This window comes from Mobilicoccus caccae, assembly GCF_030161635.1.
GTDB lineage: Bacteria > Actinomycetota > Actinomycetes > Actinomycetales > Dermatophilaceae > Mobilicoccus > Mobilicoccus caccae.
The window spans coordinates 866,979-881,619 of the sequence record NZ_BSUO01000001.1 but is presented as its reverse complement, the minus strand read 5'-3'; the positions used below and the strand labels follow the sequence as shown (position 1 = coordinate 881,619).

At 71.1% G+C, this 14,641-nt stretch carries 12 protein-coding genes and 1 pseudogene; 6 read left to right on the top strand and 7 right to left on the bottom strand.

The window, feature by feature from the left end; all coding sequences use genetic code 11:
• Positions 1-573: 573 nt before the first annotated feature.
• A complete protein-coding gene (gene ahpC / locus QQK49_RS04360; RefSeq protein WP_284302877.1) occupies positions 574-1,137 on the bottom strand; it encodes an alkyl hydroperoxide reductase subunit C in 564 nt (187 codons plus the stop codon).
• Between the two features lie 174 nt (positions 1,138-1,311).
• Entirely contained in the window at positions 1,312-2,430 is a 1,119-nt protein-coding gene (gene dapE / locus QQK49_RS04355; protein WP_284302876.1) for a succinyl-diaminopimelate desuccinylase, read from the bottom strand.
• A gap of 107 nt (positions 2,431-2,537) precedes the next feature.
• On the opposite strand from dapE, the gene dapD reads away from it, so the two are divergent.
• A complete protein-coding gene (dapD, locus tag QQK49_RS04350; RefSeq protein WP_284302875.1) occupies positions 2,538-3,464 on the top strand; it encodes a 2,3,4,5-tetrahydropyridine-2,6-dicarboxylate N-succinyltransferase in 927 nt (308 codons plus the stop codon).
• The gene (locus QQK49_RS04345) at positions 3,454-4,323 is read left to right on the top strand and encodes a hypothetical protein (protein ID WP_284302874.1); all 870 of its coding nucleotides are present in this window, start codon (positions 3,454-3,456) and stop codon (positions 4,321-4,323) included. The genes dapD and QQK49_RS04345 overlap by 11 nt, the downstream gene beginning before the upstream one ends.
• A gap of 156 nt (positions 4,324-4,479) precedes the next feature.
• Here QQK49_RS04345 and dapC read toward each other — a convergent pair whose 3' ends face one another.
• The 5 genes and pseudogenes from dapC to QQK49_RS22580 all read right to left on the bottom strand — a co-directional run.
• Positions 4,480-5,628 carry a succinyldiaminopimelate transaminase gene (dapC, locus tag QQK49_RS04340; RefSeq protein ID WP_284302873.1) on the bottom strand — a complete coding sequence of 383 codons (1,149 nt, stop codon included), beginning with the start codon at positions 5,626-5,628 and terminating at the stop codon, positions 4,480-4,482.
• Positions 5,625-5,951: a ferredoxin gene (fdxA, locus tag QQK49_RS04335; protein ID WP_284302872.1), complete on the bottom strand. Its 327-nt coding sequence runs from the start codon at positions 5,949-5,951 to the stop codon at positions 5,625-5,627. The genes dapC and fdxA overlap by 4 nt, the downstream gene beginning before the upstream one ends.
• A gap of 93 nt (positions 5,952-6,044) precedes the next feature.
• Positions 6,045-8,270 (bottom strand): flavin reductase, encoded by a 2,226-nt coding sequence (locus QQK49_RS04330; protein WP_284302871.1) that lies wholly within the window; start codon positions 8,268-8,270, stop codon positions 6,045-6,047.
• Positions 8,267-8,944 (bottom strand): PIG-L family deacetylase, encoded by a 678-nt coding sequence (locus QQK49_RS04325; protein ID WP_284302870.1) that lies wholly within the window; start codon positions 8,942-8,944, stop codon positions 8,267-8,269. Before QQK49_RS04325 ends, QQK49_RS04330 begins: the two co-directional genes overlap by 4 nt.
• A gap of 119 nt (positions 8,945-9,063) precedes the next feature.
• Positions 9,064-9,177 (bottom strand): annotated as a pseudogene (locus tag QQK49_RS22580) (hypothetical protein); the annotation flags it as partial.
• 213 nt (positions 9,178-9,390) lie between these two features.
• Between QQK49_RS22580 and ppk2 the strand changes: the two are divergent.
• The 4 genes from ppk2 to QQK49_RS04300 all read left to right on the top strand — a co-directional run bounded on the left by ppk2 (position 9,391) and on the right by QQK49_RS04300 (position 13,973).
• A complete protein-coding gene (ppk2, locus tag QQK49_RS04315; RefSeq protein WP_284302869.1) occupies positions 9,391-10,284 on the top strand; it encodes a polyphosphate kinase 2 in 894 nt (297 codons plus the stop codon).
• 335 nt (positions 10,285-10,619) lie between these two features.
• Complete coding sequence (locus tag QQK49_RS04310) at positions 10,620-11,084, top strand: alpha/beta fold hydrolase (RefSeq protein WP_284302868.1); 465 nt, start codon at positions 10,620-10,622, stop codon at positions 11,082-11,084.
• Entirely contained in the window at positions 11,081-12,229 is a 1,149-nt protein-coding gene (locus QQK49_RS04305; RefSeq protein ID WP_284302867.1) for an SDR family NAD(P)-dependent oxidoreductase, read from the top strand. The genes QQK49_RS04310 and QQK49_RS04305 overlap by 4 nt, the downstream gene beginning before the upstream one ends.
• A 100-nt stretch (positions 12,230-12,329) precedes the next feature.
• Positions 12,330-13,973: a cation:proton antiporter family protein gene (locus QQK49_RS04300; RefSeq protein ID WP_284302866.1), complete on the top strand. Its 1,644-nt coding sequence runs from the start codon at positions 12,330-12,332 to the stop codon at positions 13,971-13,973.
• The last annotated feature ends 668 nt before the right edge of the window (positions 13,974-14,641 follow it).

Here is a 14,641-nt window from a genome sequence, read left to right as displayed (position 1 = left end):
GTCTCGCCGACGCGTGCGATGCCGAAGGAGGGGGTGCGTTCGGACGTGCCGTCGGTGCGGACGCTGACCTTGTCGGACTGTGCGGCGATGTCGTCGAGCATCTCGGACATCTCGGTGCTCTTGGCGCTGTCGTCGAGGGTGGCGACGAGCTCGATGGGCTCGCGAACCATCTCGAGGTAGGTCTTCAACTGGGCGGTGAGGTCGGCGTCGAGCACGGAGGTGTCCTTTCGGGGAAGACCGAGGGATGACGAGTGAGAGCCGGGAGCGCAACAGTCGCGCTACGACCGGGAAGAGATCAGGAGGGCCCCTCCCTGGTGAGGGCGTATCGGTTCGGCCGACTCCCCGCGGAGCAGGCCCCAAGGACGGGGAGCGGGGCCGCCGATGGTGAATCACCGGGCGAAGCCCCGTGATTCACCATCGGCACCAGAAATGCGACGAAGGAGCCTATTTCTGGTAATCCAGAACGCCGCCGCGAAAGCGGCGTCAGGGCAGTTCAAGCCCCGCGCAGCGGTGTCCGCGAAGCGGCGTCAGGGCAGTTCAAGCCCCGCGCAGCGGTGTCCGCGCACGCGGCGATTAAATCTTGCCCACCAGGTCCAGTCCGGGCTTGAGGGTGTTCTCGCCCTCTTCCCACTTGGCGGGGCAGACCTCGCCCGGGTGCTCGCGGACGTACATGGCGGCCTTGACCTTGCGCATGAGTTCGGTGGCGGAGCGGCCGACGCCTTCGCAGGTGGTCTCGATGTACTGGATGATGCCGTCGGGGTCGACGAGGAAGGTGGCGCGGTCGGCGAGGCCGGCGCCGGGGCGCATGTTCTGGAAGTTGTTGGTGATGACTCCGTTGGCGTCGCCGAGCATGTAGTAGTCGATCTTGCCGATGGTGTCGGAGGAGTTGTGCCACGCGGCGTGGACGAAGTGGGTGTCGGTGGAGACGGAGAAGACCTCGACGCCGAGCTTCTGGAGGTCGGCGTAGTAGTCGGCCAGGTCTCCGAGTTCGGTGGGGCAGACGAAGGTGAAGTCGGCCGGGTAGAAGAAGAAGATGGCCCACTTGCCGCGGACGTCGGCGTCGCTGACGTCGACGAATTCGCCCTGCTTGTAGGCGGTCGTCGAGAAGGGGAGGATCTCCGTGTTCATCAAGGACATGTGTTGCGCTCCTCGTGTCGTGTGGTGAGCTTCGTGGGGGCGGTCGACCCCCGCGCTCGATATAGAACCTATATCAAGACTGGCTGGAATGACAGTCTGGGTCGATCGTTTTTCCGGATGCGCCAGATAGAGTGTGGCTATCACCCCAGCGCTCGCCTGAATAGACCCTCTCGATCACTCGGGGGGCGCCGCGTGCGCGGTGGACTCGCCTCCGAGCCAGCGCAGGAGGGCCTGTTCGGCGGCCCGGAGCTGGTCCAGCGGGCACCGCTCGTCGTCCTTGTGGGCCAACAGCGGGTCGCCGGGGCCGAAGTTGACGGCCGGGACCCCGAGGGCGGAGAAGCGGGCGACGTCGGTCCAGCCCTGCTTGGCCGACACCTCACCACCGATCGCCTCGACGAAGGCGAGAGCCGCCGGGCGGTCGAGCCCCGGCCTCGCGCCGCCTGCGCTGTCGGTGATCGTGACCTCGAAGCCGTCGAAGAGCTCACGCACGTGGGCCTCCGCTGCCGCCTCGTCGATGTCGGGGGCGAAGCGGTAGTTGACGGAGACGGTGCAGGAGTCGGGGATGACGTTGGTGGCGATACCGCCCTCGATGCCGACCGCGGACATGCCCTCGCGGTAGAGCAACCCGTCGACGTCGACCTCGCGCGGGGTGTACTCGGCGAGGCGGGTGAGGATGGGAGCGGCGGCGTGGATCGCGTTCTCGCCCATCCAGGGTCGACCGGAGTGGGCGGCCACGCCACGGGTGGTGACCTCGGCGCGCAGGGTGCCTTTGCACCCGCCCTCGACGAGGGCACGCGTGGGTTCGAGCAGCACCGCGAAGTCGCCCTCGAGCAGCTCCGGCCGGGTGGAACCGATGCGGGTGAGGCTGTTGCGCTCGGCCTCCACCTCCTCGCAGTCGTAGAAGACGAAGGTGATGTCGCGGTTCGGCGCCTCGAGCAGGTGCGCGAGGCGCAGTTGCACGGCCACCCCGCCCTTCATGTCGACGGTCCCCCGGCCCCACAACTCCGGGCCCTCGGGCCCCGACTCCACGCGCGTGGGCAGGTTGGGCGGATCGGTGAGCGGCACGGTGTCGAGATGCCCGGCCAGCACCACCCGCTCGTCGCGACCGAGGTCGGTGCGCGCGATGACGGTGTTGCCGTCACGGATCGTCGCCAGATGCGCCGCCCCCGCCAGGGCCGCCTCGACGGCGTCGGCCAGCTCGGCCTCGTCGCCGCTCACCGAGTGGATGTCGCAGATCGCCGCCGTGAGGTCGACGATGTCGGAACCGAGGTCGAGGCGTGTCACGTCCGTCATGCAAGCCACCGTAGAACCTCCCTCCGACAACCGTTCACGGCCCTGTCCGAACCCACCGCCCGCGCGGGCTCCCCGAGGCTGTCGGTGGCCGCCGTTAAGGTGGCGCCATGACTTCGCGTGCTGCCTGGGGCTGGGGACTGACCACCACGACCGATCAGGGCACGGTGCTCGACACGTGGTATCCCTCGCCGCAGTTGGGCGCCGCGCCCGCCGGGGCCGACGAGCCGGCCGACCTCACCGCCCTCGCGACCTCCGATCCGCGTCGCGGGGTGAGCACGAGCGTCGCCCTGGTCGAGATCGCCCTCGATGCGGCACCGTCGTCGGCGCCGGACGCCTACCTGCGTCTCCACCTGCTCTCCCACCGGCTCGTGGAGCCCAACTCGATCAACCTCGACGGCCTGTTCGGCACGCTCACCACCGTCGTGTGGACCAACCACGGCCCCTGCGCGGTCGAGGGATTCGAGGCCACGCGGGCGCGGCTGCGTGCCGCGGGACCGGTCCAGGTGTTCGGTGTCGACAAGTTCCCGCGCATGACCGACTACGTCATCCCCTCCGGCGTGCGCATCGGCGACGCCGACCGGGTCAGGTTGGGTGCCCACCTCGCCGAGGGCACGACGGTCATGCACGAGGGCTTCGTCAACTTCAACGCCGGAACGCTGGGCCATTCGATGGTCGAGGGGCGGATCAGCCAGGGCGTCGTCGTCGACGACGGGTCCGACATCGGCGGCGGCGCCTCCACGATGGGCACCCTGTCCGGCGGCGGCACCGCGCGCATCCGCATTGGCAAGCGGTGCCTGCTGGGGGCCGAGGCGGGCATCGGCATCGCCCTCGGTGACGACTGCGTCGTCGAGGCGGGCCTCTACGTCACGGCCGGCACCAAGGTCACCCTCGAGGGTGACCGGGTGGTCAAGGCCGCCGAGTTGTCCGGGCAGGACAACCTGCTGTTCATCCGCGACTCCGTCTCGGGCGCCGTCCGCGCGCTGGCCCGTGACGGCCACGGCATCACTCTCAACTCGGAGCTGCATGCCAACTGATTCCTCGCGGGAGGAGCGGCGTCGACGCCGGCGGTTCGGGTGCATCGTCACCTCGATCCTCATGGTCGTGGCGCTCATCCTCGGTACCTACGGTGTGGGCTCCTACCTCGTGCCCCGACTCTCGCCGCGGACGTGTCGGGTCGAGGCCGGTGGCGAGTCGGTGACGTACACGCCAGAACAGACCCGCAACGCGGCCACGGTCGCCGCGATCGGGGTCCGGGAGGGCCTGCCGCGCCGTGCGGTGACGATCGCGTTGGCCACGGCCATGCAGGAGTCCAAGCTGCGCAATCTCGACCACGGCGACCGTGATTCGCTCGGCTTGTTCCAGCAGCGGCCCAGCCAGGGCTGGGGAACTCCGGCGCAACTCCAGGACACCGTGTATGCGACCGAGGCGTTCTACGAGCGGCTGGTGCGGGTGCGCGGGTATCTCGATCGACCGCTCACCGAGGTGGCGCAGGACGTGCAACGCAGTGGCTTCCCGGACGCGTACGCGCAGCACGAACCTCTGGCCGACCTCCTGGCGGGTGCGCTGACGGGTCAGAGTCCGGCGGCGCTCACGTGTCGCCTCGACGATGCCTCGACGTCGATGACGGCGTCGCAGGTGGCCGCCGACATCAAGGAGCAGGTGGGGGTCTCTCCGGCGGTCACGGGTGAGGGTCTGGTCGCGGTGCTCAGCTCCCCCGAGCTGGCGTGGACGGTGGCCCATTGGGCGGTCGCGCATGCCGACCGGACGGGCGTGGGCAGCGTGTCGGTCGGCTCGAAGCGCTGGTCCCGGGGCTTGTCCCGCACGTCGTCGCAGTGGCTTTCCCACGACACGGACGCGGGCCCGAACGAGGTCCGCATCTCCTTCAGCTCCTGAGAAGGGCAGGCAATCGGGACGCCGAGCGAGAGCGAGGCCCGCCCGTTCGCGAGCGGAGCGAGCTTGAACGGGCGGAACAGAGGAACGCCGCGGCGGTAGCCGCGTCCGAGCAGTTCCGGGGGCACACGGGGGCGGAGCCCCCGTGGGGGGTCTGACTCAGAGCGGTCGTTCGCGCAGGCGTGCGGCGCCGGCTTCGATGCGTTCGTCGGGGGCGGTGAGGGCGATGCGGACGTGTTCGGCGCTGCGGGGTCCGTAGAAGGTGCCCGGGGCGACGAGGATCCCTCGTTCGGCGAGTGCGTCGACGGTGGTCAGGGCGTTCTTGCCGAAGGTCGTCCAGAGGTACAGGCCGGCCCGGGAGTCGTCGACGCGTCCGCCTGCGGCCTTGATCGCGGGCAGGAGCGTCTCGCGTCGCCTGCGGTAGATCTCGACCTGGGCCGCCACATGGGTGTCGTCGCGCAGAGCGGCGAGCATCGCGCGCTGCACGGGCCAGGGCATCATCATCCCGGCGTGCTTGCGCACCTCGAGCAGTTGCGACACGAGCGCGGGGTCGCCGGCGACGAACGCCGCCCGGTAGCCCGCGAGGTTGCTCTGCTTGGACAGCGAGTAACAGACGAGCAGCCCGGTGTGGTCGCCGTCGCAGACGCGCGGGTCGAGCAGGCTGGGGACGCCGGTGTGTCCGGACCCGCCCGCCTGGTCGAGGCGTTCGGCGGGATCGCGCCAGTCGATCTCGGCGTAGCACTCGTCACTGGCGACGATCGCGCCGTTGGCGCGGGCCCAGTCGACGACCTTGCGCAGGTGCGGGATGCCCAGGACCTTGCCCGTGGGGTTGCTGGGGCTGTTGATCCAGATCAGTCCGGGCCGTGTGGCCTCGGTCATGGGGCCGAGTTCGGCGAGTCCTTCGAACGGGACGGGTGTCGCGCCGGCGATGCGGGCGCCGACGTCGTAGGTCGGGTAGGCGACCGCGGGAAAGGCGACCGGCCGGCCGCGCAGCCCGAGCAGGGTGGGCAGCCAGGCCACGAGTTCCTTGCTGCCGATGGTCGGCATGACCCCGTCGGGGTCGAGTCCCGGTACGCCGCGACGACGCTCGAACCAGGCCGAGACGGCCTCGCGCAGGTCGGGCGTCCCCCAGGTCTGCGGGTAACCGTGCGCGTCGGAGGCCCCGGCCAGCGCCTCACGGATGAGGGTGGGCGTGGGGTCGACCGGGGTCCCCACCGAGAGGTCGACGATCCCCCCGGGATGCTCGACGGCGCGCGCCTTGGCGGCCGCGAGCGTGTCCCACGGGAAGTCGGGAAGCGTCAGGCTCACTCGTCGTGGCTCTGCGGGGGCAGGGCGGCGATGATCGGGTGGTCCTTGTTGATGAGGCCCATCTTGGCGGCGCCGCCCGGGCTGCCGAGGTCGTCGAAGAACTCGACGTTCGCCTTGTAGTACTCGGCCCACTCCGAGGGCACGTCGTCCTCGTAGTAGATGGCCTCGACCGGGCACACCGGCTCACACGCACCGCAGTCGACGCACTCGTCGGGGTGGATGTAGAGCGAACGCTCACCCTCGTAGATGCAGTCGACCGGGCACTCCTCGATGCAGGCCTTGTCCTTGAGGTCGACGCAGGGCAGGGCGATCACGTACGTCATTGCAGGGGTCCTCCGTCGGGGGTCGTGGGTTGCACCAGTATGCCTCTCGCGCCCGGACGCCGCCCAAGCGGCCCGGCCACGATCTCACCGCGCTCACCCCGTCGGTGCGCCGACCTGCGGGAGGCACGTGTGCGGTTGCCGCGGACGGTACCCCACCTCGTGGCTCTCCCGCCTGTCCTCGCCGCCCTCCTGCGGAACGGTGCGGGTCACGGTGACCCGGAACCCGGCCTCCCCCGGGTCGGCGACGCAGTCCGGTGACGCCTCGGTGACCGCCGGCCCGGGTGGCACGACGTCGCGTCGTTCGCCGATCTCGACGGCGACGCCCGAGGGACGCGCCGCCCAGAGGGCGATGCTCCCGCCCCGGGGCGTCGACGTCGTGGAGACGAGGACCGCCTGACCCGCGGTGGTGGTGAGGGCGAGGTCGGCGCCGGTCAGGGCCGCGTCGAGACCGTCGGTGGTGCGGGCCAGGTGGACGGCGGGTGAGACGCGGCCCTCGATCGTCAAGCCGCCGCGGAAGGCCGCCTCGTACAGCGCGGAGGCGACGTGGTCGACACCACCGGCGAGCGCATGGGCCGGTTCACCACCGGTCGGTGCGGCGACGTACCCGGCGGCCTCCGTCCGGGGTCCGAGGTGGTCGGCGAGGGAGAACCGGGTGCCGGGCGGGACGACCGTGCCGTCGAGCGCCTCGAGCGCGCGCCGGGCGTTGGCGGCCGCCGCCGGGGGCAGCCCGCCGATCTCGACCGTGGCCACACGCCGGCCGACCTTCCACGCCTGCACCGTCTCGGTGGTGAGCCGGGGTTGCGCCCGGCTGATCGCCACGGCCGCCTCACGGCGTTCTGTGCGTGTGAGCACGGAGGCCGCGTTCTCGGCGGTGAGGTCCATGCGGACCCGCAGGCCCTCCCGGGCGGGTGTGACCTCCACCCGGTCCCCCACGACCCGCAGGCCGGCGTCGACGGGCTCGGTCAGCACGCGGGCCAGGGCCTTGTCGACCACCGGGGCGAAGGCCTCCTCGTCCAGCGCGAGGGTGAGGGTCGAGCCCGCGGGGTTCATGCGCAGAGCGGGGGCGAACTCGGCGACGGGGACGCTGATGCGCCGATCCCCGGCGAGGAGGACGAGCGGCGCGGCGACGGCGCGGTCGGCGACCTCTTCGACGAGCCGATCCATCTCCTGCGGTGACACGGCCGGAGCCTGGGTGTCGATCACGGCCTCGAACTCACGCTGCTGCGGCCAGCGGTCCTCGATCCCCGAGACGGTGCCGGCCACGTCCACCGTCCGGCCGGCGGCGCTCCGCACGACGTCCACCTGGGCACCCTGAAAGCTGATCGCGCCCTCGACGAGCGGGCGGTCGACGTCGGTGGCCACCTCCCGGACGATGTCGGACAGGCGCCCCGTCTCCACGCGCCCGACGAGCGGGTACTCCCCACCACCGGCCAGCCGGTTCCACACCTCGCGCGGGTCGAGGGAGAACCCCGTCGCCCCCTGCAACGTGCGGGACACGTCGACGTGGAGGCCGGACTCCGACGGCACCAGGGTCTTGCGCGTGCCGTCCATGACGAGCGTCACCGGCGTCGTCTCGAGCTCCTCCACCCGCCGGGCCAGACGCTGTTCGGCCTCCTGCGTGCCGAGGCCTCCGACGTTCACGCCCGCGACCTCGGCGCGGGCGGGCAGTTGGCGCCCGACGAACAGGGCGATCCCGACATACAGGGCCAGCAGGACCGTGAGCGAGGCCATGAGCATGAGCACACCGCTTGCCCGCCCGCCCATCGCCCCCGCCTCCCTCGTCTCACCCGAAGGTTCCGAAGCCCCCCGCCAGTTCACGAGTGGCCCAACGCTGTCGATGATGGCGGACGCGTCGCCGTTCGCGCGTGAGGCAGGTCCGGTCGAGGTCGACACGACCTCACCGACGACGATGAGATGGTCCCCCGCCTCGTGGATCTGCCGCGTGGCACATTCGAGCCGGGCGAGCGAGCCGTCGGGGAGCGGGACGCCCGTGGATCCGCGGTGATGCGGGATGCCCTCCAACACCGGGCCGGGGCGCGGACCCCGCACGGCCAGACGCCGCGCGGTCTCCCCGTCCTCCGCGCGCAGGATCGCGACACCCCACACACCCGCGGCCTGCACCGCGAGCGCGAAGCGCGACGTCGTGCCCAGGCAGAGGAGCACCATCGGCGGGTCGAGCGAGACCGACGTCAGGGAGTTCACCGTGACCGCGTGGTCGACGCCGTCGTGGCGTGTCGTCGCCACCGCGACACCCGTGGCGAACTCGGTCATCACCGCCCGCAGATCGTCGCCGTCGGGGGCGCTGTTCGCCGGCGTCACCGGGTCCCCTCTCCGTCGCCCGACGCACCGTCCAGACCTCCCGGCTCCCCCCGCCCCGGCATCGGCTCACCCGTTCCCGGCTGGACGCGCACGAAGGCGTCGGCGCTGGGCAACCGCGTCGCGACGTCGTTGCTGAGGGTGAACCAGCCGTCGTGGACGACGACCTGTGTGCGGTGCTCCCGGAGTGCGGCGTCGCGCCGGGTCAGCGCGGTGGGGCTGCCCTGGACGACGTGCGTCACGGCTTCGTCGTCGACGACCGACGGCATGAGTTCGTCATCGAGTGCCGGTGTGCTCCAGCGGTCCCCGCGGACGTTCTCGAGGACCCACCGGCGGTCGCGTGTCACCCACGAGCGCGGGGTGACGACCGTGTAGAGCGCCGGTGTGCGGCTGAGGCGGGCCGTGGCGGCCACGGTCGCGTCGTGCACGCGGATGTGATCGGGGTGCCCGTAGCCGCCAGTGGCGTCGTAGGTGACGACGATGTCGGGGTCCACCGCCTCCAGGGCGGCGGTCAGGCGCGTGACGACCTCGTCGAGGTCGACGTAGGCGAGCGCGCCCTCGCGGTCGTTCGCGGGAGTTCCCGCCATGCCGGAGTCGCGGAAGAAGCCGGCTCCCTCGCCGGGCAGCTCGGTCTCCTCGTCCGCGAGGACGACGCCCCGGGCACCGGCGCGGTGCAACGCCGCCCACAACTCCCCCGCCGGTAGGGGCCCAGCCGGTCCTCGGCCTCAGGGCCGAGGTGGGCGAGTTCGGGTGGGATGACCTCACCCTCGTCACCGAGGGTGCAGGTGATCACGGTGACCTCGTCACCGGCGAGCACGTGGTGGGCGATGGTGACGCCGGTGGCGAGCGTCTCGTCGTCCGGATGTGCGTGCACGAGGACGATGCGGCGGGGTGCGTGGTTCTCGGTCATGACGTGCTCACCGTAACCGTCACGGCACCACCGGAGTCGCCCCGGCCCACTCGGCCCGGTGCACATCGGCGAGGGCCGTCGAGGGGCTGTGGGTCGCAGAACGGTTCATCCTGGAGTCGAATGGTGTTCACCCGCCGCCCGCACGATGACCGGGCCGTGGGCCGTCATGTGGCGGCCACCCGGACGGATCCGACCTGAGAGGACACCCCGACGATGCAGATGAGCCTGCGCGAGCACATCGACCGGATGCGCGAGGAGGGGTACACGGTTCGCAGCGACCACCACGGCTCCGATCCCGACCTCATCGACCCCGGTGGCAGCGCCGTCGACACCTGGCGCGAGAGCTACCCCTACGACGAGCGCATGACGCGCGAACAGTACGACGCGGAGAAGTACCTGCTGCAGGTCGAGCTGCTGAAGTTCCAGTACTGGACGCAGGACGTCGATGGCCGCCACGTCATCCTCTTCGAGGGCCGCGACGCCGCCGGCAAGGGTGGCACCATCAAGCGGTTCACCGAGCACCTCAACCCCCGCGCCGCGCGGGTCGTCGCCCTCAACAAGCCGACGACCACCGAACAGGGCCAGTGGTACTTCCAGCGGTACGTCCAGCATCTGCCCACGGCCGGCGAGATGGTGCTGTTCGACCGCTCCTGGTACAACCGCGCCGGTGTCGAGCGCGTCATGGGTTTCTGCAGCGACGACGAGTACGAACTGTTCATGACGCAGGCGCCGGTGTTCGAGCAGATGCTCATCGACGCGGGCACGTCGTTGACCAAGTTCTGGTTCTCGGTGACGGCGCAGGAGCAGCGCACCCGGTTCGCCATCCGCCAGATCGACCCGGTGCGCCGATGGAAGCTCTCGCCCATGGACCTCGAGTCGATCGACAAGTGGGAGGCGTACACCGACGCCAAGGAAGAGGTGTTCCGTCGCACGGACACCGAGATCGCGCCCTGGACCACGATCAAGAGCAACGACAAGAAGCGCGCCCGCATCAACGCGATGCGCCACTTCCTGAACCAGTTCGACTACGAGGGCAAGGACACGAGCGTCGTCTACGCCCCGGACCCGGAGATCGTGCGCCGCGGTCTGGAGGCCGTCGGCGACTGACGCCGTCCCTCCCCTCTCCACACGGCGGCGCCGCGTCCGACGGCCGCCGACGAACTTCGATCGATCCCGCCCTTCGGAGGCCCCATGCCCGACCTGTTCTGCGACCACGCCGGTGTGCGGATCTGCTATCGCGTCGACGGTGACGAGAACGGCGCACCACTGGTGCTCCTCGCCGGTCTCGGTCTCGACCTCCTCTCGTGGAGTCCGGAGTTCGTCGACGCCCTCGTCACCCGAGGGTTCCGTGTCATCCGACCGGACAACCGTGACGCGGGTCGTTCGACGTTCATGACCGAGCTCCCCGGTCCCGGGTGTGGCGGCAGGTGGCGGGACGGCCGGTGTCCGGCGGGTACGACCTGGGCGACATGGCCGCAGACGTCGTCGCGCTGCTCGACCACCTGCGCGTGGACCGGGCGCACCTCGTGGGCATGTCGATGGGCGGGATGATCGCGCAGATCGTGGCCGCCACCCACCCCGAGCGGGTCGCTACCCTCACCTCGATCTTCTCGACGACGGGCGCCTCCGGGGTCGGAGGCATCGCGCGCTCGGCGATGCTGCGACTCGCGGTGCCGGCGCCGTCGACGCAGGAGGAGGCCGTCGAGCGCCATGTGCGCACGATGCGCCACATCGGCTCGAGGAGTTCCCCTTCGACGAACAGGTCGAACGCACCTGGGCCGCCGAGGTCTGGAACCGCGCCGGTGGCCGCGCCCGGTACGCCGGGACCTCACGGCAGATCGACGCGATCAGGCGCTCGGGTGACCGCACCGTCCAGGTCCGCCGGATCACCGCTCCCACCCTCGTGATCCACGGCGACGCCGACCTCATGGTCCATCCCTCCGGAGGCCGGGCCACCGCCGATCTCATCGCCGGCTCCCGCCACGTGACCATCCCGGGCATGCGCCACCACATCGCGCCGGGACTCACGACGCGCCTCACCACCCTCATCGCCGATCACGCCCAGGGGCTCCCGGTGGGCGACACCGACGACCCGGCGGGTGAGCGCCGCGCCCGGACCAGGCCCGTCGTCGCCGCCGTGACAGGCGCCGGCTCCGGCATCGGGCGCGCGTTGGCACTCGAACTCGCGCGCCGCGGAGCCGATCTCGCGCTCTGCGACGTCGACGCCGACGGCCTGGAGACCACCCGCGTCCGCGCCGCGGAGCTCGGCGCCCGGGTGCTCACCTCGGTCGTCGACGTGTCCGAGCGGGCGGCGGTGGCGGCCTGGGCCCGGGAGACCGTCGCGCACTTCGGCGTCGTCGACCAGCTCTACAACAACGCCGGCATCGGATCGGGTGGCCGTTACGTCCTGGACGGCGACTACGACGACCTCGAACGCTCGCTCGCGGTCAACCTCTGGGGTGTCATCCACGGCACCAAGGAGTTCCTCCCCCACCTCATCGCCTCCGGCGCAGGGGTACTCGTCAACATCTCCAGCCTCAACGGAGTCCTCGCCCAACCCGGCCTGGGGCCGTACGTCACCGCCAAGTTCGGCGTCCGCGGCTTCACCGAGACCGTCCGCGCCGAGATGCTCACCGACGGACACCCGGTCGCCGTCACCGTCGTGCACCCCGGGGGTGTCAAGACCGACATCGCCACGTCGCGGCTCGAGAAGGCGCGGCTCGCCGGCGAGGTCATCGGTGTCGAGGACGAGGCGCGAACGGCGTTCTACAACGACCACATCCTGCTGACCGAGCCCGAGGACGCTGCGACCACGATCCTGGACGGCGTGGCGGCCGGAAGGCCCCGCGTGCTCATCGGCGCGGACGCCCGGATCATCGACGCCTTCGTGCGAGCGACGCCGACGCTGGCCGTCCGGGGCGCCGTCGTCCTGGAGCGCCTCATCCGCCGCAGCGCCCGCCGACTCGCGGAGTCGAGGGCCGGTGAGGAGACACCCCTGGGTGCACCCGTCGTTCCGGCGACCGCGGTGCCCGACGGTGGGCCTCCGCCGTAGCCGGACGCGCCGCGAGAGGGATCCACACATCCCGGTGGGTCGCGCGGATATCCTCGGGTGATCCGCCGGTCGGGCGGGGTCGACCGTGAAGGAGACCGGGGTGGAGGTCGCCGCAACCATCCTCACGGTCACGTTCGTGCTCGGGTTCGGCGCCTCCCTGTTGCGGCTTCCGCCCCTGGTGGGGTTCCTCGCCGCGGGGTTCGTCCTCAACGCCCTGGGCTACCACCACGTCCCCCTGATCGACACGGTGGCCGACCTCGGCGTCACCCTCCTGCTGTTCGCCATCGGCCTCAAGCTCGACGTGCGCAGCCTGCTGGGCAAGGAGGTCTGGCTCACCACGGGCGTCACTCTCGTCGTCAACGTCGCCGCCGGCCTGGGTCTGCTGTCGATGCTCGCCGTCATCGGGCTCGGCCCGGCCGCCGGCGCCGACCTCCGCACGCTTGGCGTCGTCGCCCTCGGATTGGCGTTCTCCAGCACGGTGTTCGTCATCAAACTCCTCGAGGAGCGCGGAGATTCGCACGCGTTCTACGGCCGTATCGCGGTCGGCGTGCTCATCGTGCAGGACGTCATCGCGGTGGCGTTCCTGACCGCCACCACCGGGCATCTGCCCAGCCCGTGGGCCTTCGCGCTGGTGCTGCTGTGGCCGGCCGCGCGGTTCTTCCGCGCCGTGTGGGGGCGGCTCGGCCACGGCGAGATGCAGTCGATGTTCGGCATCCTCATGGCCATCGTGCCGGGGTACCTGCTCTTCGAACTCGTCGGCCTCAAGGGCGATCTCGGCGCTCTCATCATCGGGGTCCTCCTCGCCTCCCACCCGTCGGCGACCGAGCTGTCGCGGGCGTTGTTCCACGTCAAGGAGCTGCTGCTCGTCGGGTTCTTCCTCTCCATCGGGATGGCGGGCGGCCTCCCCACACCGGGCCAGGCCGCCGTCGCCGTGGCCCTGTTGCTCCTGCTCCCACTGGAGGCGCTGGTCTACGCGATGGTGCTGTGGGCGATGCGGGTGCGGCACCGCACGGCGTGGCTCGTGGGGTTCGGTCTGGCCCAGTTCTCGGAGTTCGGCCTCATCGTCGCCGACGTCGGTGCCGAGGCGGGGTTGGTGCATCCCGACTGGCTCGTGGTGCTGTCCCTCGCGCTGTCGCTCGGGTTCGTCGTCTCCGCCCTGTTCAACGGCCTGGGCCAAGGTCTGCTCGAGCGACTCGCCGCACGGATGCCCTATCAGGACCCGACCCGCCTGCATCCCGAGGACCGCCCCGCCGACATCAGCGGCGCCGAGGCCGTGGTCATCGGGCTCGGCCGGGTGGGACGCAATGCCTATGCCCAGCTGACCGACGCCTACGGTCTCGACGTCGTCGGCATCGACAGCGACCTGGCGAGGATCGAACGGTTGCGGGGGCAGGGGATGCGCGTGGTCGAGGCCGACGGCAGCGACGAGACGTTCTTCGTCCGGCTCTCTGGACGGGAGAAGGTGCGCGTGATCGTGGTCGCCCTCCCCAGCCACTGCGCGCACGCCGTCAGAGCCCTGCGGATCCAGGGATTCCAGGGCATCATCGCCACCGCCGACCGCTACGAGGACGGGGTCCACGACGCACTGGAGGCGGGCGCGGACATGGCCTTCAACGCCTTCGCGGCCACCGGTCTCGAGCTCGCGGACCAGGCCATGCGCGTGGGCGGATCCGACCCGGCCACCCCCACCTCCGCCACCTCCGAGCAGCCCCCGGACGACGACACGGGACTTGCCAACCGGTGAGTCGCGCACACACTGCCGGCTCGGCGCCCGGGTACGCCCCGTCACCGATCGCCGGCCCCGCGGCCGACACCGGGCCGGCACCCGGGCAGGACGTCCCGCCGACCGGTGATCCGCACCGAGACGATGCTGCGGGAGTCGGGAGTGGACCACACGTTCCTGCGCCCGAGCTTCTACCTCGACCACGTCGCGCTCTGGGCCGACGATCACGGCGTCATCCGCGGACCGGCCGAGGACGGACGCATCGCGTGGGTCGCCCGTGACGACCTCGCGGCCGTGGCTGCGCAGGTGCTCACCTCCGGGGGTCACGAGGGCGCCACGTACGACGTCACCGGGGACGAGCTCCTGACGATGGCCGAGACCGCGGCACGCCTGGGCGGGACCGGCGGCGGCTACCGCTTCGAGAACGAGACGGTCGACGAAGCGTACGCCTCGCCGAGCCGCCTACCCCAGGCCCCCGACTGGGAGCTGGACGGATGGGTCGGCACCTACCTTGCGATCGCGCGGGGGAGATGGCGGTGGCGAGTGACGTCGTCGAGCAGTTCACGGGGCGGGCTCCACGGCGTCTCGTCGCCACCGCCGTCTGAGAGTCGGCGTCTGCGGCACTCGGCGAAGGCTGCGAGACGCCCCGGCTCGATGTCCCGGAACGGACAGCCAGGAGGACAGCGTCG